Source organism: Halobacterium sp. DL1, assembly GCA_000230955.3.
GTDB lineage: Archaea > Halobacteriota > Halobacteria > Halobacteriales > Halobacteriaceae > Halobacterium.
The window spans coordinates 154433-174982 of sequence record CP007060.1; the positions used below are offsets into that span (position 1 = coordinate 154433).

Consider the following 20550-nt stretch of genomic DNA (forward strand, 5'->3'; position numbering starts at 1 on the left):
ACTAGGAGCATCCGCGACCCGGATGGGTCGCGGTTCCCTCCACGACCGCAGGGAGCGGAGGCCGACGAACGACCACCGCGCCCGGAGGGCGCGACGGGAGTGAGGAGTGCTTTTTCCGCAAGTTTTTGCCGCGGGGGTGGCCACAGGCCAACCCCACCGCGAAAAGTGCGTTCTAGATCCCGAACATTCCCATCACGGACTTCGCGGCGCTGCGGACGACGAGCGCGAAGCCGACGAGGACGAGGACGAGGCCGGCGGCGACGATGGGGGCTGTCCAGGCGACGATGCCGACGCCCGCGAGCACGAGCAGGACGCCGAAGATTCCGGAGGGTCCGATCTTGTCGAGCATACCGCCACGGTGAACGAGGGCGGTGGTAAGCGTACTGGTCGCGGTCGGGCAACCGGCCGTTTCAGGGCGAGTGGGTGGGGTTTAAACGGTTTGGTGTCCAACCTGCGCGCATGAGCGACGACAGTGGACGCAAGAATCTGCGAATGCCCGAGGAGGACGAGGTGTTCGCAGAGGTCACCGACATGCTCGGTGCGAACCGCGTTCAGGTTCGATGCGCCGACGGGACCGAGCGGACCGCCCGCATTCCCGGCCGGATGCAGAAACGCATCTGGATTCGTGAGGGCGACGTGGTGCTGGTGGAGCCGTGGGACTGGCAGGACGAGAAGGCGGACGTGGCGTGGCGCTACGAGAAGGCCGAGGCCGACCAACTCCGGGAGGAAGGGCACATCGAATGACGGTGATACGGCGGTGACCGACGAGTTCGGTCTCGCCGAGGACACGGAGGGAGCGTCCGGCGACGAGTTCGAGGAACTGGACGTCAGGGACACGGAGGCCGACCGCATCGCGCGGCGCCAGGACCGCGAGTTCGCGGAGTTCCGCAAGCGCCTGAAGGACAACGAGCGGTTCAAACTCGACGACGGCGCCTTCGACGACGCGACGTACGCCGCCATCTACAAACTCGTCCAGGACGGCTACGTCGGCGCGTTCGGCGGTCCCATCTCGACGGGGAAGGAGGCGAACGTCTACGAGGCGCTGGACGGCGAAGGCGGCGACGTGGCGGTGAAGGTCTACCGCATCAACGCCTCGAACTTCCAGCAGATGCGGGACTACCTCGAGGGCGACCCGCGCTTCGAGGGCATCCGCGGGGACAAGAAGGCCGTCGTGCTCTCCTGGACGCGCAAGGAGTTCTCGAACCTCATGCGCGCGAAGGCGGCGGGCGTCAGGGTGCCTGAACCCATCGCCGTCCAGCGGAACGTGCTCGTGATGGAGCTCATCGGCCGGGAGGGCGACGCTGCGTCGAAGCTCAGCGACGTCGACGTGGAGAACCCGGACACCGCCTTCGACGTGGTCCGGGAATACATGCGACGGCTCCACAGCGCGGGCCTCGTCCACGGCGACCTCTCGGAGTACAACATCGTCGTCTACGAGGGCGAACTGGTCGTCATCGACGTCGGGCAGGCGGTGACCGTCCACCACCAGAACAGCGACGACTTCCTCCGGCGGGACTGCCGGAACGTCGCGAACTTCTTCGCCCGGGAGGGCGCCGACGCCGACCCGGGGGACCTCTACGACTACATCACCTCGCACGCGGACCCGACGACTGAGGGCGAGACGACGGAGGGCGACGGCCGCGGCATCGAGGAGGCGGACGACCCGGACGCCGCGGAGGACGCCGACGGCTCGGCGGACCCCGACGCCGAGTGAGCGCTCGTGGGCCGGTTAGTCGTCCTCGGGTTCGGGCGTCACGTCGACAGGGTCGCTGTCCCGCCTGTCGAAACCCGGCGCGAGGATGGCCTCGAAGTCCGCTTCGTGGTGTAGGTCCCCCCGGACGAGGTCCCAGAGGCCGACCGTGATGAACAGCGCCGCAGTCGCGTGGATCAGGTGGACGTACGCCGGCGCTATCGTGCCGATGACGGGACCTGTGAGGGCGTAGACGAGCATCCCGACAGTGATGAGCCGGAAGAACCGCTCGTAGTGGACCACCAGGCTCTCCGCGTACAGCAGGTAGAGCAGGCCGAGCGCCGCTACCGAACCGAGCACGAAGTCGAGGACGGCGATGTCGGCGATAGCGACCACGCTACCCACCCCCGTGGCTCATCCGGCGGTGCATCTGGAGTGTGAGGCCGACGAAGAGGACCAGCAGCGCGAAGCCCGCGGTCTCTATCAGCAGCGCTACCTCGATGTGTTCGGGGAACACGAGCAGAATCGGGTGGTAGAGTGCGAGCACCGCCATCAACACCGGGAGCACGGCGAGCACTCGCCCGAACGGCGACCCCCTGAACTTCAGCCAGGCCTGTAGCCCCAGGACGAACCCGGCCGCACCGACGAGACTCGCGGCCAGCACCGACAGCTGGTACGGCGGATGCTGCGTCACGTCCGGACGCAAGCAATCGGCTCTATTAAATGTACGTGCGGTGGCGAGGCTCACCACAACGTTTTTCGCTGCCCGAGTGGCTACCAGCGTGTATGCAGTCCGCTCCCACCTGCTGGCGCTGGCGCGCTCCGGGAGCGGACAGTCTCGCGTTCGCGGCCTGACGGGCGTCACCCGCTCGGGTCGAGTGCGTTGCTCACTCCGCTTTTCCGTGCACCGCTCCCCGACCAGCAACACCCACGACCACACCCATGACAGACGACTCCGTCACGCCGTACGCCGTCGAGGGCGACGTCGACTACGAGAAACTGCTCGCCCGCTTCGGCGCGGACGCACTGGCTGACGACCAACGCGAACGATTCCCCGACCACCCACTGGTGCGCCGCGGCCTGTTCTACGCGGGCCGCGGTGTCGACGACTTCCTCGACGCCGAGGTGCAGTCCATCGTCACCGGCATCGGGCCGTCCGGCCCGATGCACCTCGGCCACGCGATGGTGTTCTACTTCGCGAAGCGCCTGCAGGACGAACTCGGCGCCCGCGTCTACGTCCCGCTCTCGGACGACGAGAAGTACTGGTTCAAGGACCAGACGCCCGCGGAGACGGGCGACTACCTCCGGGAGAACCTGCGGGACCTGCTCGCCGTCGGCTTCGACCCCGACCTGACGCGCTTCGTCGTGGACACGAAAGACGCCGACGTGGTCTACCCGCTGGCGACCGCGTTCGGGAAGGACATCACGCACTCGACGCTGGAGAGCGTCTACGGGACGCCCGAGAACGTCGGTCAAGGGTTCTACCCCGCGGTCCAGACGGCCCACCTGCTGCTCCCCCAGCTGGTCCACGGCGAGCACGAGACGCTCGTCCCCATCGCGGTGGACCAGGACCCCCACGTGCGGGTGAGCCGCGACGTCGCCGCGAAAGCCAGATACCCCGTCGGGAAGCCCGGCGCGCTGCTGATGCAGTTCCTCCCGTCGCTCGGCGGCCCCGGGAAGATGAGCAGTTCCGAGGGCGTCGCCATCAGGCTGACCGACGACCCCGACACCGTCCGGCAGAAGATACGCAAGCACGCCTACACGGGCGGGCAGTCCAGCGTCGAGGCCCACCGCGAGCAGGGCGGCGACCCCGAGGTTGACGTCCCCTTCCAGTACATGTCCGCGTTCTTCGAACCCGACGACGACGAACTCGCGCGCGTCGAGCGGGAGTACCGGGCGGGCGACCTGCTCTCGGGGGAACTGAAGGAACTCGCCGCCGACCGCATCGTCGAGTTCCTCGAGGGCCACCAGGACCGGCGCGACGAACTCGACGACGTCGAGGCGGAACTCCCGGCCTACCGCCTCACCGAGAACGAGCGCGGGCGCGCGAGGGACGCCGTCGGCTTCGGCTACTGACTGCACCACGCTGCGTCGGCTTCGGCTACTGACTGCACCACGGCGCGTCGGCTTCGGCTACTGACTGCACCACGCTGCGTCGGCTTCGGCTACTGACTGCACCACGCTGCGTCGGCTTCGGCTACTGACTGCACCACGGCGCGTCGGCTTCGGCTACTGACTGCACCACGCTGCGTCGGCTTCGGCTACTGACTGCACCACGCTGCGTCGGCTTCGGCTACTGACTGCACCACGCTGCGTCGGCTTCGGCTACTGACTGCACCACGCCTCCGCGCGGCGCAACGCTGAAGCCCCCGATGGCCCACTCTTGAGACATGAGCGAGGACGCCGAGGACGCGTTCGCCGCCGTCGCCGACGGACTCCGCGTGCGCATCCTCAGGGAACTCTGGGACGCCGAGGACCCCCTCTCGTTCTCGGCGCTGCGCGACCGCGTCGATGTCCGTGACTCCGGCCGGTTCAACTACCACCTGGGCGAACTTCGCGGCCGGTTCGTCGAGAAGGGAGAGGACGGCTACACGCTCCGGTACGCGGGCACCAGAGTCGTCGGCGGGCTCTACTCCGGCGCGTACACCGAGGAGACGTCGCTCGGCCCGGTCCCGGTCGAGGGCCACTGCTCGCACTGCGGCGGCGACCTGGAAGCCCGCTACGAGGACGACCACGGCTACGTCGACTGCACCGACTGCGAGGTGTCCGTCCTGGCGGGCGCCGTTCCCCCGGCGTTCGTCGAGGACCGCGAGGACGACCTCTCGGGCGCGCTCGACGGCTTCCTCCGGACCAAACTGCGGGAGGTGAACGCCGGTTTCTGCACGGAGTGCAGCGGCCCCACCGCCGGACGGCTGGCGGACGGCGACCTCGGGCCACGGGCGGTCTTCGAGTGCGAACGCTGCGGCGGGGAGTTCCAGGGCCTCGCGGCGGTCGTCGCGCTCGACCACACGGCGGTCGTCTCCTTCTACCACGACCACGGCCGCGATATCCGCGGTATCCCAATCTGGGACGTCGACTGGCTCGCAGACGCGGCGTTCGACGGCGACTGCGCGGTCGTCACCGTCGAACTGGACGACGACGCACTGGCGCTCACTCTCGACGAGGACCTCGCTGTCGTCGGTGCGGAACGCGCGTGAGAGCCTCCCACGCTGGTGACGAAGGCTTTTACGCACCGACCGAATAGTTCGGTCCATGAAACACGTGAAGATTCCGCAGGACCGGATCGGTGCGCTGATCGGCGACGGGGGTGAGACGCTCCGCCGAATCGAGCAGGCCGCAGAGGTCGAACTCGACGTCGACTCCCAGGACGGGTCGGTGGCCATCGAGCGGGTCGGCGACCCCGTGCGCGGGATGAAGGCCCCGGAGATCGTGCGGGCCATCGGTCGCGGGTTCAAGCCCGACGAGGCGCTCAGCCTCCTCGACGACGAGATGCGGATGTTCGACACCATCGACATCGGGCGCGCGGCGCGCAACGACAACGACCTCCGCCGGAAGAAGGGCCGGCTCATCGGTGAGAACGGCCGGACGCGGGAGCTGATGGAGGAACTCACGGGCGCGAACGTCGTCATCTACGGCTCGACGTTCGGCGTCATCGGCCAGCCGAACGAGGTCGACGTCGCCCGGTCGGCCGCCGAGATGCTGCTCGACGGCGCCCCGCACGGCGCGGTCTACTCGTTCCTCGAGCGCAAGCGCACCGAGGAGCTGAAACGACAGGGGATGGACTACCACGAGTTCCCCGGATAGGGCCGCTACTCCGGGGCCTGTCGCGGGTCACGGGGTGATTTCACACGGATAAAGCCTCTTCTTGCCATTCGCTATCGCGCCCCCAGGGGGCCGTCTGCGCCACTCTCGGCGGGTGTGTCACTCTCTCGCGCACAAACTATAAATAGAATCGCATTCAATCAATGAGTGATTATGGCGCAGCAGATGGGCAACCAGCCGCTGATTGTACTGTCCGAGGACAGTCAGCGCACCTCTGGCAAAGACGCACAGTCGATGAACATCACCGCCGGCAAAGCGGTCGCGGAAGCGGTCCGCACCACACTCGGCCCGAAGGGCATGGACAAGATGCTCGTCGACTCCACGGGCGAGGTCGTCGTCACGAACGACGGCGTCACCATCCTCAAGGAGATGGACATCGAGCACCCGGCGGCGAACATGATCGTCGAGGTCGCCGAGACCCAGGAGACCGAGGTCGGCGACGGCACCACCTCCGCCGTCGTCGTCTCCGGTGAACTCCTCTCGGAAGCCGAGGACCTCCTCGAGCAGGACATCCACGCCACCACGCTCGCGCAGGGCTACCGTCAGGCCGCAGAGCAGGCCAAGGAGTTCCTCGAGGACGCCGCCATCGACGTCTCCGCCGACGACACCGAGACCCTCAAGAAGATCGCCGCGACCGCCATGACCGGCAAGGGCGCGGAGAACGCCAAGGACGTGCTCTCCAGCCTCGTCGTCAGCGCGGTCCAGTCCGTCGCCGACGACGACTCCGTCGACACGGACAACGTGAAAGTCGAGAAGGTCACCGGCGGCGCCATCGAGAACTCCGAGCTCATCGAGGGCGTCATCGTCGACAAGACCCGCGTCAGCGAGAACATGCCGTTCGGCGTCGACGACGCGAACATCGCGCTCGTCGACGACGGCCTCGAGATCCAGGAGACTGAGATCGACACCGAGGTCAACGTCACCGACCCCGACCAGCTCCAGCAGTTCCTCGACCAGGAAGAGGAGCAGCTCAAGGCGATGGTCGACTCCCTCGCCGAGGTCGGCGCCAACGTCGTCTTCGTCGACGGCGGCATCGACGACATGGCCCAGCACTACCTCGCGAAGGAGGGCATCCTCGCCGTCCGCCGCGTGAAGTCCGACGACTTCACCCGACTGTCCCGCGCCACGGGCGCCAACCCGGTCTCGAACGTCAAGGAGATCGACGCCGACGACCTCGGTGACGCCGGCAGCGTCGCCCAGAAGGACATCGGCGGCGACGAGCGCATCTTCGTCGAGGACGTCGAGGAAGCCAAGAGCGTCACCCTCGTCCTCCGCGGCGGGACCGAGCACGTCGTCGACGAGGTCGAGCGCGCCATCGAGGACGCCCTCGGCGTCGTGCGCGTCACCCTCGAGGACGGTCAGGTCCTCCCCGGCGGCGGCGCACCCGAGACCGAACTCGCGATGCAGCTCCGCGACTTCGCCGACTCCGTCGGCGGCCGCGAACAGCTCGCCGTCGAAGCGTTCGCCGACGCGCTGGAAGTCATCCCGCGCACCCTCGCGGAGAACGCCGGCCACGACCCCATCGACTCCCTCGTGGACCTGCGCTCCCAGCACGACGGCGGCGACAAGGCCGCGGGCCTCGACGCCTACACCGGTGACGTCGTCAACATGACCGACGACGGCGTCGTCGAGCCGCTCCGCGTCAAGACCCAGGCCATCGAGTCCGCCACCGAGGCGGCCGTCATGATCCTGCGCATCGACGACGTCATCGCGGCCGGCGACCTCGTGGGTGGCCAGGTCGGCGACGACGACGGCGACGACGGCCCCGCCGGCGGCCCCGGCGGCATGGGCGGCGGCATGGGCGGCATGGGCGGCATGGGCGGCGCGATGTGACGTAGGTCACGACCCACTTCACCCCCGCCTCTCGTCCAGCACTGCCCGCTCACCGACACGCGATTTTCTTTCGACGCTACGCCCGATAGCGACAGCGTCGCGTAACGGATGTTCTAAGTGGCGGCCCTGCAATTTTTGCCCCATGGAGACGCTGCTGCTCAACAAGGAGGACGTGGACGTCAACACGCCGATGCCGGAGCTGATATCGGCGGTCGAGGACGCGTTCGCCGCCTACGAGAACGGGAACGCCCAGATGCCCGCGAAGTCCTACATCGACCTCCCGCAGTACAACGGCGACTTCCGGTCGATGCCCGCCTACCTCGACGCCGGGTCCTGGGACGCCGCCGGCATCAAGTGGGTGAACGTCCACCCCGACAACCCCGACGACTTCGACCTCCCGACCGTAATGGGGACGATGGTGTACTCCGACCCGGAGAACGCCTACCCGCTCGCGCTCATGGACGGCACCGAACTCACGATGAAGCGCACCGGCGCGGCCGCCGCCGTCGCCACCGACCACCTCGCCGTCGAGGACGCCAGTTCCTTCGGCGTCGTCGGCGCGGGCGTCCAGGCGTACACGCAACTGGAGGCCATCTCCGCGGTCCGAGACATCGAGGAGGTTGTCGTCAGCGACATCGACGACGAGGCCGTCCAGAAGTTCGTCGACTACTTCGCGGACAGCTTTGACGTCCGCGGCGGCTCCATCTCGGACGCCGGCCACTGCGACGTGCTCTCGACGGTCACGCCAGTCGAGGAACCACTCGTCGCACCCGAGGACCTCGGCGACCACACGCACGTCAACGCGATGGGCGCCGACGCAGAGGGCAAACACGAGCTCGCTGACGACATCCTCCTCGCCAGCAAACTCGTCATCGACGACTACGCACAGACCACTCACTCCGGCGAGATCAACGTCCCGTACAACGCCGGCGTCCTCGGCGACGACGACATCTACGGCGAAATCGGCGAGATCGTCACCGGCCAGAAGGACGGCCGCACGGCGGCGGACACCGTCACCGTCTTCGACTCCACCGGCCTCGCCATCCAGGACATCGCCGCCGCCCACGTCGTCTACGAACACGCCGACGAACACGACAACGGCTACCCGTTCGACCTGCTGGGCGTCTAGGAAACCCACTTTTTGCGCTGCGCTCGCGGATGCTCGCTGGATTCCTGCGTAGGTTCAAATAGCAGAGCGGGACCAACCCCGCGCGTGACCTGAGAAGAGGTGCGAGCAGTAGCGCGGTGGACGCCTCGCGGATGCGAACTCGCCGCCTGTACGCCCTACTCGTCGCTGGAAAACTGCCCGGAGAGGTAGTCCCAGACCGTCGTGACGACCCAGAGTGCCACGAGAATCGGCAGCAGTGGGACGAGCACGAACAGCAGTCCGAGGAACAGCAGCCACCCGATGGTGTTCATCTCCACGTCCGACCGCGAGCGGACCGGTTCGGTGACCGTCCGCACCGCCTTCCTGACTGGCTCTGGAGCGACGCTCATGCGATGTAGTTGGCGGGCCGGCTACGTTAAGGGTTGGCTCGCCCGCGACCACCGAGGTGCTACTCCAGGTCGATGGCCGGTCGGAACGGCACCGCGCGCGACGCCCGGTCGGCGTCCGCGTCCTGCTCGGCGACCACGTCCACCGACGCGTCGAACTCCCGGGCGATGTAGCCGGCTGCCGTCTCGTACAGTTCGGTCTCGTCGACCTCGTCGAGCGCCGCGAGTTCGTCGTCCTCGCGCTCGCGGACGTCCGCCACGAGGTCCTGCGCGAGGTCGTTGACCGCGTCACCCTTCTCGCGCAGCGACTCCTTCTGCATCACCTTGCCCATCACCGCGCCGACGTCCGGCCCGGTCTCTCGCACCGTCTCGTAGACGCGGTGCTTCCACGGTGCCGCGGTGTAGATGGCGATGCTGTCCGGGTCGGTTCCCGTGACGTCGATGACCTCGCGCACGTCGTCCGCCAGGTTCTCGACCAGTCGCTCCTCGACCTCCACGCGCGCTGACTCCAGGTCGGCGTCCGGCTCCGGCCACGCCGCGTCCTCCACCGGGTCGCCGGTCAACTGCTCGTGGAGTTCGTTGGCGAGGAACGGGACGATGGGCGCCAGCAGGCGCAGTCGGGTCTGCAGGACCTCCTGGAGCGTCCAGCGCGCGCCCGGTCGGTCGAGGTCAGCGCGCTTCCGGTACCACGTCAGGTGCTCCTCGAAGTGGTAGAACGCCTCTTGGCTGGCCTTCCGGGTCTGGAACTCGTCCATCGCCTCGGTAGCGTCCCGGACCGTCGACTGGAGCTTCGACAGCAGCCAGCGGTCGATGCGCTTCAGGTCGCGTTCTCCCGCTTCGCTCTCGATGACGTCCTGCGCTCGCTCGTGGAACCGTGCGAGCTGGTCCTGCGTGGTGCCGACCTCGTCGCCACGCCAGTCGAAGTCCTGCCAGGGCTCCGCGGAGTTCAGTAGGAAGAACCGGACGGTGTCGGCGCCGTACTCCTCGATGGCCTCCGTGGGAAGCACGACGTGCCCGCTCGACGAGGACATCGCCTTCCCCTCCAGTAGCCCCATGCCTGCGACGGCGATTCCCTCCGGCCACTTCGACTCGTCGAACAGGTCGGTGTGGTGGAACAGGTAGAACGTGAGGTGGTTCGAGATGAGGTCGTTCCCCGAGATGCGGTAGTCCACGGGGTACCAGTAGTCCCACTCCTCGCGCAGGTCGAGGGCCGTCTCGTCCGGGTCGTCGACGGCGTCCGCACCGTAGAACAGCGTGTCGAAGAACTCCCTATCCAACTCCTCTGGAGGGACGTCTTCCAGTCGGTGGGCGATGGTGTAGTAGGACATGTACACCGTCGAGTCCGACAGCGGTTCGATGACGAAGTCGTCGTCCCACGGCAGCCGGGTGCCGAGGCCGTAGTTCCGGATGCAGGGCCACTCGTTCAGCCAGTCGACGGTGTGGTCGAGCTGGTCGCGGGTGTTCTCCGGGATGGCGTCCAGATCGGCGATGGCGTCGTGGGCGAGTTCCTTCCAGTCCTCGTCGCTGTACGTGAGGAACCACGTGTCCTGCTTGGCGACTTCGACCTCGCCGCCGCAGCGGCAGACGACCTCCTCGGAGAACTCGTACATCGTGTCGAACTCCCCGCTGGCCTGGAAGTGGTCGGCGAGTTCGTCGCGGACGTCCTCCACGACTTCGCCGGCGTACTCGCCGTACATCTCCTTCAGCGTCCCGCTGTGGAACTCGCGGTTGTACACCTGCTGGGTGGCATCCTCCAGGGCGGGGTCGTCGCTGGACTCGATGCCGTGTTCCGCGACGGCGGCCCGCGCCGGGAACTCGTCGTCGTAGGCCTCAACGTCGATGATGGCCTTCGGCTCGATGGCGTCGACGTCGGCGGGGTCGATGCCGTACTCCCGCATCCGATCGTCGTCGGCTTTGGCTTCTTCCAGCGCGACCCAGTCGTCCGGGGAGTGCGCCGGCACGGACATCACGACGCCCGTCGCGTTGTCTGCGTCGACGAAGTCAGCGGGCAGCACGAGCACGTCCTCGCCCGTGACGGGGTTGGTGACGCGCTCGCCGACCAGTCGATCGCCCGTGAACCGGTCGAGGATGCGGACGTCGCGCTGCTGGAGGACGAGTTTCTCCGCGGCCTCGTCGCTGACCAGCCAGCGCTCGCCGTCGACTTCGGCCTCGACGTAGTCGGCGTCCGGGTCGATGTAGGCGTTCGTGACGCCCCGGACCGTCTCCGGGCGCAGCGTCGCCATCGGGACCACCGTGTCACCGTGGCCGAACTTGACGAGCGTGTACTCCTGGAACTCCGCCTCCTCGCCCTCCAGGATGTCGTGGGTGGTGACGGGATTCTCCTCGTCGGTGCAGTACTTCACGGGGTGGAGCCCCTTCTCCAGGCGGCCGTGGTCCCGCAGGGTCTCGTACTGCCACGTGACGAACTTCGAGTAGCGCTCGTCGTTCGTCGTGAACTCCCGGCGCCAGTCGATGCTGAGGCCGAGGGACTGCATGTTCTCCTTGTAGTGGTTCTCGATGAAGTAGCGCGCGAACCCCATCGGCGTCTCCAGGGTCTCGAGTTCGTCCTCGGGGACGTTGTACGTGTCCCGGAGCACCGACAGTTGCTCCTCCTCGCCCTTCTGCAGGCGGTTCACCGCGCCGATGATGGGCGTGCCCGTGACGTGCCACGCGATGGGGAACAGCACGTTGTCGCCCTGCAGCCGTCGGTAGCGGGCGTACACGTCGGGCACGGTGTAGGTGCGGGCGTGTCCGATGTGCATCCCCCCGGAAGGGTAGGGGTAGGGAACGGTGACGAACGTCGCGTCCTCGTCGGCGTCGGGCTCAGGGTCGGCGTGATAGCGACCGCCCTCGGCCCAGCGGTCCTGCCACTTCTCCTCGATTTCCCGTGGCTGGTAGGTCATACCCGACGTGACTCTCCCGCAGTCCAAAAGCCCTCCCATAGTGACTGTCGGTCCTGTCAGATACTGGCAAAGAATGCCGGGTGGTACCGCGGCGCACGCACTGGGGCATTAACGCGCTCCGTCCGCGAGTGAGCACGCCAGAACGACAGCACAGGGTCGCGGCTACTACTCGATGTCCACCATCGTCCCGTCGCCGGACGCGCTCACCTTCGGCAGTTCGACGGTGAGGACGCCGTGCTCGAACGACGCGCTCGTCGCCTCCACGTCGACGGCCTCCGGGAGCGTGAGATCTCGACTGGCCGAGCGCTCGCTCCGCTCCCGACGGATGTACTGCTCGTCGTCGATTTCGGTCTCCTCGCTCCGCTCGGCGTCGATGCGGACCGTCCGGTCCTGGACCTCTACCTGGATATCCTCCGTCTCGAACCCGGGGAGGTCGGCGGTGACCGTGAACTGGTCGTCGGCGTCCTCGATATCCACCGCGAACTCGCTGCCGCCGCGGGCGTCGTCCAGTCGCTCGAGAACCCGTTCCAGGTCGTCGAATGGAATGCCGCGAGATGTCATGCACGAATGTTCTCCGCGCACTCCCGAAAAGCCACCGGCCAGTTACACGTTCGACAATTGGACGGTCGAGCATCCGCGACCCGAGCGGGTCGAAGACCCCGGAAGGGGCGCGGTTCACTACGCGAACCAACACAGTGAGTGAGCGGAGGCCGACGAGCGACTAACGCGAGCGTAGCGAAGCGGCAGGAACGAGGAGTGCTTTTTCCGCAAGTTTTTGCCGAGCGGGGTGCGCCGGAGGCGCACCCCCGCAGCGCAAAAAGTGCGTTCTAGACGACGTGCTCGACGTCGTAGGAGCCGAGGCGGTGGACCCAGCCCTCGGCGGCGATGGCCTCGATCTCCTTGAGGGCGGCCTGCGTGCGCTCCTCGTAGAGGCCGGCGGCGACGTCGATGTGGAAGACGTAGTCGCCGAGGCGTTCGCCGGAAGGCCGGGACTCGACCCGGGAGAGGTTGATGTCGCGGTCGGCGAACGGTTCGAGCAGTTCGAGCAGTAGCCCGGGGTAGTTCGCGTTCGGGTAGACGACGAACGAGGACTTCCCGCCGGCGTCCGAGCGGTCCTCGGGGGGTGCGACGACGAAAAAGCGCGTGGAGTTGCTGGTGCGGTCCTGGATGTCCTCGGCGACGAGCTGGAGTTCGCCGGTGGCGTTGTCGGGATGGGCGATACCGGCGACGGTCGGATCCTCGCGGGCGAGTTCGACGCTCCGTGCGGTGGAGGCGACGGCTTCGCGGTGGACGTCGGGGTAGTTCTCGTCGAGGAACGAGCGGACCTGCGCGAGCGCCTGTGAGTGGCTGGCCACGGTGTCGAAGTTCCCGCTCTGGGCGATGAGCGCGTGCTTCACGGGTGTGACGACCTCACGCACGACGGCGAGGTCGGTGTCCGCGAGCGCGTCCAGGGTCTCGGTGACGGAGCCCTCGATGCTGTTCTCGATGGGGACGACGCCGCGTTCGGCGCTCCCGTCTTCGACCGCGTCGACGATACCGCGGACGGACTCCGAGAACGCGATGTCGCCGTCGTCGGCGACGGCGAGCGCTGCGCGGTGGGAGTACGTTCCGGTCGGCCCGAGCGTGACCGTCTGCATGCCTCCCTGGTAGCGGTGGACGCGGGAAAAGGCCGTCGGGCCGACAGGCTACCCCAGCCGGTAGCCGCCGACGACGAGCGCGGTGCCGAAGATGGCGAGGACGACGGGGTAGGCGTCCGGCAGCCAGCCAGGGAGCAGGAGTGCGAGCAGCGTCACCTGCACGCCGATTAGCATCGTCTTTGCGCCCTCGGAGTCGGTCATGCGCGAGTGGTTTCGGGAAGCGAGGAAACGCGTTATGGTTCGTAACTCTCGAGCCAGCGACCCGGGGGCGCCGGTCTGCTGCCTTCCAGCGAGCGGCGCCGAAGGGGACCGCTACTCGCAGTCGATCGACTCACCCCGTCACGGAATCACGTGGCCGCGTCGTCGACGCCGGGTAGTGGCAGCCGGGGGTGAGACAACGACGCCTTACGCCACTCCTCGGCAGCAAAAGGCCTCCTTTCCCGTTCGTACCATCTGTGTAACAATGCCCGACTGCGTGCATCGTTAGCACGGTGTCCAGAACAATGGCATACCAGGCTAGCTGTCAGGAGGACGAGTTCATGGTGAAGTCCGACGACGAACAGGAGGTCCTGAGTAACCTCAAGGACCACGCCCACGAGAAACACGACATGGAGATGAGCGACGACGATGCGCGGGACATGATGGAGCAGACGTAGATCAGCAACTCGCGACGCGGGGCGGCCTGCACACTTTTCTTTCGCCGACCACGGCACCGGCTCGAGAATATGCCGGGCGAGAACTGAGCGAAGCGAGAGGGGTGAGGGTTACCGGTTGAGCGTGTGGATGGCGTGGCCGAGCGCGTGCTCGGAGGCCTCCTTGACGGCTTCGGCGAGTGTCGGGTGGGTGTGGATGGTGGAGGCGACGTCCTCGAGGGTGGCACCCATCTCGACGGCGAGCGCGAGCTCAGCGATGAGTTCGCTGGCCTCCGGGCCGACGATCTGCGCGCCGAGGATGAAGCCGCTCTCCTCGTCGGCGACGACGCGCACGAAGCCGTCGCTTTCGCCCGTGGTGAGCGCGCGGCCGCTGGCGTTGAACGGGAACTTCCCGACCGCCGGTTCGAAGCCCTGCTCTTCGGCCGCGTCCGCGGTGAGGCCGACGGTCGCAATCTCGGGGTCCGTGAACACCGCGGCGGGGACGGCCTGGTAGTCGAGGGCCGCGGGTTCGCCAGCGACGACCTCGGCGGCGACCTCGCCCTCCTTGCTCGCCTTGTGCGCGAGCATCGGGCCGGGCGCGACGTCACCGATGGCGAAGACGTTCTCGGCGTCGGTCCGGGCCTGGTCGTCGGTCGCGAGGCGGCCGTCGTCGTTCGGTTCGAGGCCGACCGCGTCGAGGTTCAGAGTGTCCGTGACCGGCTGACGGCCCACCGCGACGAGCACTTTCTCGGTCTCGAAGTCGGTGGTCTCGCCGTCCTCGTCCTCGGCGGTGAGAACGACGCCGTCGCCGGACTCCTCCCAGGAGTCGGCGGCGAGGCCGAACTCGAAGTCGATACCGAGTTCCTCTGCGCGCTGCTTGACGGGGCGCGTGAGGTCGTCCTCGTAGCCGACGAGCGCCTCGTCGAGCATCTCGACGACGGTGACGTCGACGCCGAGTTTCGCGAGGACGGTCGAGATCTCCATGCCGATGTAGCCCGCGCCGACGACGACCATCGACTCGGGATACTCCTCCATCGCGAGCGCCTGCCGGGAGTCGATGACGTGCTCGCCGTCGAACTCGAAGCCCGGCACCTCGATGGGCTTCGAGCCGGTGGCGACGATGCAGTGCTCGTAGGTGATGGTCTCGGAGCCCTGGCCGTCGCCGCCGTGGACGACGCGGAGCTTGTCGTTGCCCGCGAACTCCGCGCGCCCCTCGATGAGGTTGACGCCGTTGGCCTTGCAGAGCTTCTCGACGCCGCCAGTCAGCTGGTCGACGACGCTGTCCTTCCATTCGACCATCTCGCCGACGTCGACCTCGGGGTCGGCGTAGACGCCCATCTCCTCGGCGTCGCCGGCGTCGTGGGCGACGTCAGTCGCCGTGATCATCGCCTTCGAGGGGATGCAGCCGTAGTTCAGGCAGGTGCCCCCGTAGGCGTCCTTCTCGACGAGCGTCACGTCGAGGCCGAGCTGTCCGGCGCGGATGGCCGCGACGTAGCCGCCGGGACCGGCCCCGACGACCGCAACTTCCGTTCCAGTGGATACGTCTCCGACAACCATTATTCGAGTAGTAGTAGTTCGGGCTCGGTCAAGTAGTCCATGACACGGTTGGTGAACGCAGCGGCCTCCGCGCCGTCGATGACGCGGTGGTCGATGGAGAGCGACAGCGGGAGCGTCATCGCCGCCCGCACCTCGCCGTCCTCGGCGACCGGGCGCTCGTCGATGGCGCCCAGCCCCATGATGGCCGTCTCCGGGTAGTTGATGATGGGCGTGGCGTACTCCCCGCCGATGGCGCCGAAGTTCGTGACCGTGAACGTGCCGCCCTGCATCTCCTCGCGGGAGATGGAGCGGTCACGCGCCTTCTGTGCGAGTTCGTTCACCTCGCTGGCCACCTGGAGCATCGACTTCTGGTCGACGTGCTTCACGACGGGCACCATCAGGCCGGCGTCCGTCGCCACCGCGATGCCGACGTTGTAGTCCTGCTTGATGGCGATCTCCTCGTCTTCCTCGCGGAGTTCGGAGTTCAGGATGGGGAACTCCTGCAGCGCTGCGACGATGGCCTTCATCACGAACGGCATGTACGTCAGCTTCACGTCCTTCTCGGCGGCGCGCTCCTTCAGTTTCGCGCGCGTCTCGACGAGCGCGTCGATGGGCGCGGTGTCGTGGTGGGTGACGTGCGGGGCCGTGTACTTCGACTCGGCCATCTGCTTGCCGATGGTGCGGCGGATGCCGCGGTAGGGTTCCGTCGTCTCGCCGCCCTCGGCGTACTGGCGGGCCGCGCCGCCGGTAGCCCCGGCCTGCGCTGCCTGGCCGCCCTCGGCGTACTGCTGGACGGCCTCGGCGGTGACGAACGCCTCGCCGTCGCGCTGCTCGACAGCCGGCACGTCGTCGATGTTCACGCCGAGTTCGCGGGCGAGGCCGCGGGTCGCGGGCGCCGCGAGCGTGCGGTCCCGTCCGGCGGCCTCCTGGCGGCCCGTCGCCGCCGGCTGTGTCGACGGCTCCGCGGCCTGCGTCGTCTGCGTGGTTTCGGCGGGTTCGGTCGACGCGTCGGTGGCCTCGGATTCGCCACCCTCGGCGGCCGCGCGCACGTCGCCCTCGGTGACGCGACCGGACGGCCCGGTCCCCTCGACCGAATCGAGGTCGACGCCGAGTTCGCGTGCGAGTCGGCGCACACTCGGCGGCGCGAACGTCCGCGACTCGGCCTTCGACGTGGCGGACTTGCTCTCGCTCTCCGCTTCGTCCGCGGGTTCCGACTCGGCGTCGGCCGTCTCCTCGGCCGGTTCCGCGGTTTCGCCCTCGACGTCGAAGGTGACGATGACGTCCCCGACGGGGACGACGTCGCCGGCGTCGAAGTGGATCTGCTTCACCGTGCCGTTCACGGGCGACGGGACCTCGACGACTGCCTTGTCGGTCTCGACCTCGGCGACCGGCTGGTCCTCGGTGACGGTGTCGCCCTCGGAGACGAGCCAGCTGACGATCTCGCCCTCCGCGACACCCTCGCCGACGTCCGGGAGTTTGAATTCTCGTGGCATCTCAGAAATCGAACGCGTCTCGGATGCCCGACTCGATGCGCTCGGGCTCCGGCAGGTAGTAGTCTTCGAGCGCGGCCAGCGGGAACGGAACGTCGAAGCCGGTGATGCGCTCGACCGGTGCCTCCTGGTACAGCAGCGCCTCCTCCTGGATGGTCGCGGTGACCTCCGCGCCGACGCCCGCGGTCTGGGGCGCCTCGTGGACGATGGCCGCTCGGCCCGTCTTCTTGAACGACTCGACGACCGTGTCGATGTCGAGCGGGCTGAGCGTCCGGAGGTCGACGACCTCGACGTCTATCTCGCCGTCGAGGTTCTTGGCGGCCTCGATGGTCGGGCGCGTCATGGCGCCCCACGTGAACACCGAGACGTCGGTGCCCTCACGGCGCACCGCGGCTTCACCCAGCGGCACCTCGTAGGTGTCGTCGGGCACCTCCTCGCGGAAGGCGCGGTAGATCTTCTTCGGCTCCAGGAAGATGACCGGGTCCGGCGAGCGGATGGCCGAGATGAGCATTCCCTTCGCGTCGTGGGGCGTGCTCGGCATCGCGACCTTCAGGCCGGCCTCGTGGACGTAGAACGCCTCCTTGGACTCGGAGTGGTGTTCCGGCGCGCGGATGCCGCCGCCCATCGGGGCGCGCAGCACCATCGGACACGTGTACCGGCCGCGGCTCCGCGTCCGGAGGCGGGCCATGTGGCTCACGATCTGGTCGAAGCCCGGGTACATGAACCCGGAGAACTGGATCTCGGGCACCGGCTTCAGGCCGTAGGCAGCCATCCCGATGGCCGTGCCGATGATGCCGGACTCCGCCAGCGGCGTGTCGATGACGCGCTCCCCGCCGAACTCGTCGTAGAGTCCCTCGGTCGCGCGGAACACGCCGCCGTTCTTCCCGACGTCCTCGCCCATCACGAGCACGTCGTCGTCTTCGGCCATCTCGTCGCGGAGGCCGTCCCGTACCGCCTGCACTAGGGTCAGGTTCTCACTCATCTTAGTCCTCCAGTAGCGCGTCGTCGCCGTGTTCGTCCCGAATGGACTGGAACCACTCGAGTTGCTGTTCGAGACGCTTGGGCATCTCCGCGTAGACGTTCTGGAACATCTCTACGGGGTCCGGTCGCGGCGTCTCCTCGGCCGCCGCGATGGCGTCCGCGACGTCGTCCTCGATGTCCGCCTCTATCTGCTCGACGTCCTCGTCGGTGAGTCGGTCGGTGCGCTTCAGGAACTTCTCCATGCGCGGGAGCGGGTCCTTCGCGAGCCACTTCTCGACCTCCTCCTCGTCCCGGTAGACCGACGGGTCGTCCGCCGTGGTGTGCGCGCCGAAGCGGTACTGCACCGCCTCGATGAGCGTTGGGCGAAGGTCGCCCTCCTCGGGGTCCTTGGCCTTCTCGACGGCAGCTTTCGTCACCTTGTACACCGCGAGCGGGTCCATCCCGTCGACCTGCACGCCCTCGAAGCCGTACGCCTGAGCCTTCTGGGCGAGCGTCTTAGAGGCCGTCTGTCGCTCCCGCGGCACCGAGATGGCCCACTGGTTGTTGTTGCAGAAGAAGACGTTCGGCGTGTCGAAGACGCCCGCGAAGTTCAGTCCCTCGTGGAAGTCGCCCTCGCTGGTCGCACCGTCGCCGAAGTAACAGAGGAACGCCTTGTCCTGCTCGTCGCGGAGCTTCGACGCCCACGCCAGTCCCGTGGCGTGGGGAATCTGGGAGGCGATGGGCACCGCGACGGTGAAGATGTTCGCGTCCTCGGGGATGCGGTTGCCCGCCTCGTGGCCCATCCAGAACAGCAGCGTCTGCTTCAGTGGCAGCCCGCGAACCAGCCCCGCGCCGTGTTCGCGGTAACTCGGGACGGTCCAGTCGTCCTCGGCGAGCGCCATCGCGGAGCCAATCTGGGCGCCCTCCTGGCCGGAGAGCGGTGGGTAGGTCCCGATGCGGCCCTGGCGCTGGAGGCTGACGGCACGCTCGTCGAACCGTCTCGCCAGTTTCATGTTGCGATACATCTCGACGAGCTCGTCGTCCGTGAGGTCCGGCACCTCCGCGTCGTCGACGACCTCGCCGTTCTCGTCGATCACCCGAACCATGTCGTCGGGCGCTCGGTGAACGGTCTCAGTCACGGGTACCCCCGTCCTGACATGTTCGCAAGGTCAACCCGTGCGACCATATGGTTTTCGTAACGTCCGCTTCGGAGCACTGCTCAGGCGTAGATTTTCGTTACTAGCGTCCACCACGCTGCCTTATAGGTGGACGAACGAACGGCAAAATCGGGTATACTGGACGAAATAGAATAAACTGTTCTGGGGGTGTCCGTTAGCTGGACGCACGTTCAGTCGGCTGGCCCTAGTCGGCGTCCACGCGACTCGTGCATTGCTCCGCGCTCGTTCGTTCCGCGGCCTCGTTCCACTCGGCCGCGTGCCTCACGGCTCACGTACGTTCACCGTTCGTTCAGTTCGTGGACTCGCTGCGCTCGTCCACGCGCCTAGTCGGACGCGCTCCGTCGCCGCGCCTCCTCCCGGGCGGCCTCCACGCTCTTGCCCTCCCGGAGCACGGCGTCGACGAACAGTTCGCCGGCCTTGTACGACGACCGCACCATCGGGCCGGAGGCACAGTAGAGGAAGTCGAACTCCGCCTCGGCGACGCGGCGCCACGTCTCGAACTTCTGGGGGTGGACGTAGTCCGCGACGTCGAGGTGGGTGCGCGACGGCTGGAGATACTGGCCGAGGGTCACCACGTCGACGCCCACCTCGCGGAGGTCGCCGAGCGTCTGGTACACCTCGTGGTCGTACTCGCCGACGCCGAGCATCAGGCTGGTCTTCGTGTAGATGTCGGACTCGCGGTCCACCTGGTCGAGCACCGAGAGGGACTGCTCGTAGCCCGCGCGGCGGTCCCGCACCGGAAACTGGCGGCGCTCGACGGTCTCGACGTTGTGCGCGATGACGTCCGGGCCGGCGTCGATGATCTTCCGGACGAGTCGCTCCTCGCCCTGGAAGTCCGGGATGAGGACCTCGACGAGGATGCCGGGGTCCCGGTCCTTGATCTCCCGGATGGTCTGGGCGAAGTGGCCGGCGCCCTGGTCGTCGAGGTCGTCGCGGTCCACCGACGTGAGCACGACGTAATCCAGCCCGATTTTCGCGACGGATTCCGCGACGTTCGCGGGTTCGTCGGGGTCCAGGGGTTCCATGCCGCCGGTTTCCACGTCGCAGAAGTTGCAGCCCCGCGAGCACCGGTGGCCCATCAGCATGAACGTCGCGGTGCCCGGGCCGTTGCGGCCGCTCCAGCACTCCCCGAGGTTCGGACAGGACGCCTCCTCGCAGACCGTGTGGAGGTCGTGCTCCCGGAGCGTCTCCTTGATGTCGGTGAACCGTTCGCCGGACGGCGGCCGCATCTTCAGCCAGTCCGGCTTGCGCCGACCGCTCATACCCACCCGTTTGGCGGCCACTGCTAAAACGATGCGGATTGGGACACCTCTGTTCGGTCGACCTCCATCCCATATGTTAAATAGGAGGGGGAGTGTATTAATCTCCGAACGCT

General features: G+C 67.5%; 21 protein-coding genes. 8 read left to right on the forward strand and 13 right to left on the reverse strand.

The window, feature by feature from the left end; all coding sequences use genetic code 11:
• Positions 1–172: 172 nt before the first annotated feature.
• The gene (locus HALDL1_02320) at positions 173–349 is read right to left on the reverse strand and encodes a hypothetical protein (GenBank protein ID AHG02590.1); all 177 of its coding nucleotides are present in this window, start codon (positions 347–349) and stop codon (positions 173–175) included.
• Between the two features lie 110 nt (positions 350–459).
• On the opposite strand from HALDL1_02320, the gene HALDL1_02325 reads away from it, so the two are divergent.
• Positions 460–744 carry a translation initiation factor 1A gene (locus HALDL1_02325; protein ID AHG02591.1) on the forward strand — a complete coding sequence of 95 codons (285 nt, stop codon included), beginning with the start codon at positions 460–462 and terminating at the stop codon, positions 742–744.
• Between the two features lie 13 nt (positions 745–757).
• Positions 758–1714, forward strand: a complete 957-nt coding sequence (locus HALDL1_02330) for a serine/threonine kinase (GenBank protein AHG02592.1) — start codon at positions 758–760, stop codon at positions 1712–1714.
• 15 nt (positions 1715–1729) lie between these two features.
• On the opposite strand, the gene HALDL1_02335 is transcribed toward HALDL1_02330, so the two are convergent.
• Both HALDL1_02335 and HALDL1_02340 read right to left on the reverse strand, forming a co-directional pair.
• Complete coding sequence (locus tag HALDL1_02335; protein ID AHG02593.1) at positions 1730–2086, reverse strand: hypothetical protein; 357 nt, start codon at positions 2084–2086, stop codon at positions 1730–1732.
• Between the two features lies 1 nt (position 2087).
• Positions 2088–2384, reverse strand: coding sequence for a hypothetical protein (locus HALDL1_02340; GenBank protein ID AHG05092.1), 297 nt, complete (start codon positions 2382–2384; stop codon positions 2088–2090).
• A 248-nt stretch (positions 2385–2632) separates the two neighbouring features.
• Between HALDL1_02340 and HALDL1_02345 the strand changes: the two genes are divergently transcribed.
• The 5 genes from HALDL1_02345 to HALDL1_02365 all read left to right on the forward strand — a co-directional run bounded on the left by HALDL1_02345 (position 2633) and on the right by HALDL1_02365 (position 8474).
• A complete protein-coding gene (locus HALDL1_02345; GenBank protein ID AHG02594.1) occupies positions 2633–3766 on the forward strand; it encodes a tryptophanyl-tRNA synthetase in 1134 nt (377 codons plus the stop codon).
• A gap of 314 nt (positions 3767–4080) precedes the next feature.
• Positions 4081–4887 carry a hypothetical protein gene (locus HALDL1_02350; GenBank protein AHG02595.1) on the forward strand — a complete coding sequence of 269 codons (807 nt, stop codon included), beginning with the start codon at positions 4081–4083 and terminating at the stop codon, positions 4885–4887.
• Positions 4888–4942: 55 nt separating this feature from the next.
• Positions 4943–5494 carry an RNA-processing protein gene (locus tag HALDL1_02355; GenBank protein AHG02596.1) on the forward strand — a complete coding sequence of 184 codons (552 nt, stop codon included), beginning with the start codon at positions 4943–4945 and terminating at the stop codon, positions 5492–5494.
• 171 nt (positions 5495–5665) lie between these two features.
• A complete protein-coding gene (locus tag HALDL1_02360) occupies positions 5666–7345 on the forward strand; it encodes a thermosome subunit (GenBank protein AHG02597.1) in 1680 nt (559 codons plus the stop codon).
• Positions 7346–7487: 142 nt separating this feature from the next.
• Entirely contained in the window at positions 7488–8474 is a 987-nt protein-coding gene (locus HALDL1_02365; GenBank protein AHG02598.1) for an ornithine cyclodeaminase, read from the forward strand.
• A gap of 155 nt (positions 8475–8629) precedes the next feature.
• Here HALDL1_02365 and HALDL1_02370 read toward each other — a convergent pair whose 3' ends face one another.
• The 5 genes from HALDL1_02370 to HALDL1_02390 form a co-directional block, all read right to left on the reverse strand.
• On the reverse strand, positions 8630–8842 hold the full coding sequence (locus tag HALDL1_02370) for a hypothetical protein (protein AHG02599.1): 213 nt from the start codon (positions 8840–8842) through the stop codon (positions 8630–8632).
• Between the two features lie 59 nt (positions 8843–8901).
• Positions 8902–11742 (reverse strand): leucyl-tRNA synthetase, encoded by a 2841-nt coding sequence (locus HALDL1_02375; protein ID AHG02600.1) that lies wholly within the window; start codon positions 11740–11742, stop codon positions 8902–8904.
• Positions 11743–11907: 165 nt separating this feature from the next.
• Positions 11908–12303, reverse strand: coding sequence for a heat shock protein Hsp20 (locus HALDL1_02380; GenBank protein ID AHG02601.1), 396 nt, complete (start codon positions 12301–12303; stop codon positions 11908–11910).
• A 266-nt stretch (positions 12304–12569) separates the two neighbouring features.
• Positions 12570–13379 (reverse strand): prephenate dehydratase, encoded by an 810-nt coding sequence (locus tag HALDL1_02385; GenBank protein ID AHG02602.1) that lies wholly within the window; start codon positions 13377–13379, stop codon positions 12570–12572.
• A 48-nt stretch (positions 13380–13427) separates the two neighbouring features.
• Positions 13428–13580 (reverse strand): hypothetical protein, encoded by a 153-nt coding sequence (locus tag HALDL1_02390; GenBank protein AHG05093.1) that lies wholly within the window; start codon positions 13578–13580, stop codon positions 13428–13430.
• Positions 13581–13882: 302 nt separating this feature from the next.
• Between HALDL1_02390 and HALDL1_02395 the strand changes: the two genes are divergently transcribed.
• Positions 13883–14035, forward strand: coding sequence for a hypothetical protein (locus HALDL1_02395; GenBank protein AHG05094.1), 153 nt, complete (start codon positions 13883–13885; stop codon positions 14033–14035).
• A gap of 108 nt (positions 14036–14143) precedes the next feature.
• On the opposite strand, the gene HALDL1_02400 is transcribed toward HALDL1_02395, so the two are convergent.
• From HALDL1_02400 to HALDL1_02420, 5 genes are all read right to left on the reverse strand, one after another.
• Positions 14144–15568, reverse strand: coding sequence for a dihydrolipoamide dehydrogenase (locus HALDL1_02400; protein ID AHG02603.1), 1425 nt, complete (start codon positions 15566–15568; stop codon positions 14144–14146).
• Positions 15568–17040 (reverse strand): branched-chain alpha-keto acid dehydrogenase subunit E2, encoded by a 1473-nt coding sequence (locus HALDL1_02405; protein ID AHG02604.1) that lies wholly within the window; start codon positions 17038–17040, stop codon positions 15568–15570. The genes HALDL1_02400 and HALDL1_02405 overlap by 1 nt, the downstream gene beginning before the upstream one ends.
• 1 nt (position 17041) lies before the next feature.
• The gene (locus tag HALDL1_02410; protein ID AHG02605.1) at positions 17042–18019 is read right to left on the reverse strand and encodes a 2-oxoisovalerate dehydrogenase subunit beta; all 978 of its coding nucleotides are present in this window, start codon (positions 18017–18019) and stop codon (positions 17042–17044) included.
• 1 nt (position 18020) lies between these two features.
• Positions 18021–19136, reverse strand: coding sequence for a 2-oxoacid dehydrogenase (locus HALDL1_02415; GenBank protein AHG02606.1), 1116 nt, complete (start codon positions 19134–19136; stop codon positions 18021–18023).
• A gap of 362 nt (positions 19137–19498) precedes the next feature.
• Positions 19499–20437, reverse strand: a complete 939-nt coding sequence (locus tag HALDL1_02420; GenBank protein AHG02607.1) for a lipoyl synthase — start codon at positions 20435–20437, stop codon at positions 19499–19501.
• Positions 20438–20550: the final 113 nt, after the last annotated feature.

Excerpts from the sequence above, each read along its gene's own strand:
- HALDL1_02320 (AHG02590.1), bottom strand. The coding sequence starts at position 349 with ATGCTCGACAAGATCGGACCCTCCGGAATCTTCGGCGTCCTGCTCGTG.
- HALDL1_02325 (AHG02591.1), top strand. The coding sequence starts at position 460 with ATGAGCGACGACAGTGGACGCAAGAATCTGCGAATGCCCGAGGAGGAC.
- HALDL1_02345 (AHG02594.1), top strand. The coding sequence starts at position 2,633 with ATGACAGACGACTCCGTCACGCCGTACGCCGTCGAGGGCGACGTCGAC.
- HALDL1_02350 (AHG02595.1), top strand. The coding sequence starts at position 4,081 with ATGAGCGAGGACGCCGAGGACGCGTTCGCCGCCGTCGCCGACGGACTC.
- HALDL1_02355 (AHG02596.1), top strand. The coding sequence starts at position 4,943 with ATGAAACACGTGAAGATTCCGCAGGACCGGATCGGTGCGCTGATCGGC.
- HALDL1_02360 (AHG02597.1), top strand. The coding sequence starts at position 5,666 with ATGGCGCAGCAGATGGGCAACCAGCCGCTGATTGTACTGTCCGAGGAC.
- HALDL1_02365 (AHG02598.1), top strand. The coding sequence starts at position 7,488 with ATGGAGACGCTGCTGCTCAACAAGGAGGACGTGGACGTCAACACGCCG.
- HALDL1_02370 (AHG02599.1), bottom strand. The coding sequence starts at position 8,842 with ATGAGCGTCGCTCCAGAGCCAGTCAGGAAGGCGGTGCGGACGGTCACC.
- HALDL1_02375 (AHG02600.1), bottom strand. The coding sequence starts at position 11,742 with ATGACCTACCAGCCACGGGAAATCGAGGAGAAGTGGCAGGACCGCTGG.
- HALDL1_02380 (AHG02601.1), bottom strand. The coding sequence starts at position 12,303 with ATGACATCTCGCGGCATTCCATTCGACGACCTGGAACGGGTTCTCGAG.
- HALDL1_02385 (AHG02602.1), bottom strand. The coding sequence starts at position 13,379 with ATGCAGACGGTCACGCTCGGGCCGACCGGAACGTACTCCCACCGCGCA.
- HALDL1_02390 (AHG05093.1), bottom strand. The coding sequence starts at position 13,580 with ATGACCGACTCCGAGGGCGCAAAGACGATGCTAATCGGCGTGCAGGTG.
- HALDL1_02395 (AHG05094.1), top strand. The coding sequence starts at position 13,883 with ATGGCATACCAGGCTAGCTGTCAGGAGGACGAGTTCATGGTGAAGTCC.
- HALDL1_02400 (AHG02603.1), bottom strand. The coding sequence starts at position 15,568 with ATGGTTGTCGGAGACGTATCCACTGGAACGGAAGTTGCGGTCGTCGGG.
- HALDL1_02405 (AHG02604.1), bottom strand. The coding sequence starts at position 17,040 with ATGCCACGAGAATTCAAACTCCCGGACGTCGGCGAGGGTGTCGCGGAG.
- HALDL1_02410 (AHG02605.1), bottom strand. The coding sequence starts at position 18,019 with ATGAGTGAGAACCTGACCCTAGTGCAGGCGGTACGGGACGGCCTCCGC.
- HALDL1_02420 (AHG02607.1), bottom strand. The coding sequence starts at position 20,437 with ATGAGCGGTCGGCGCAAGCCGGACTGGCTGAAGATGCGGCCGCCGTCC.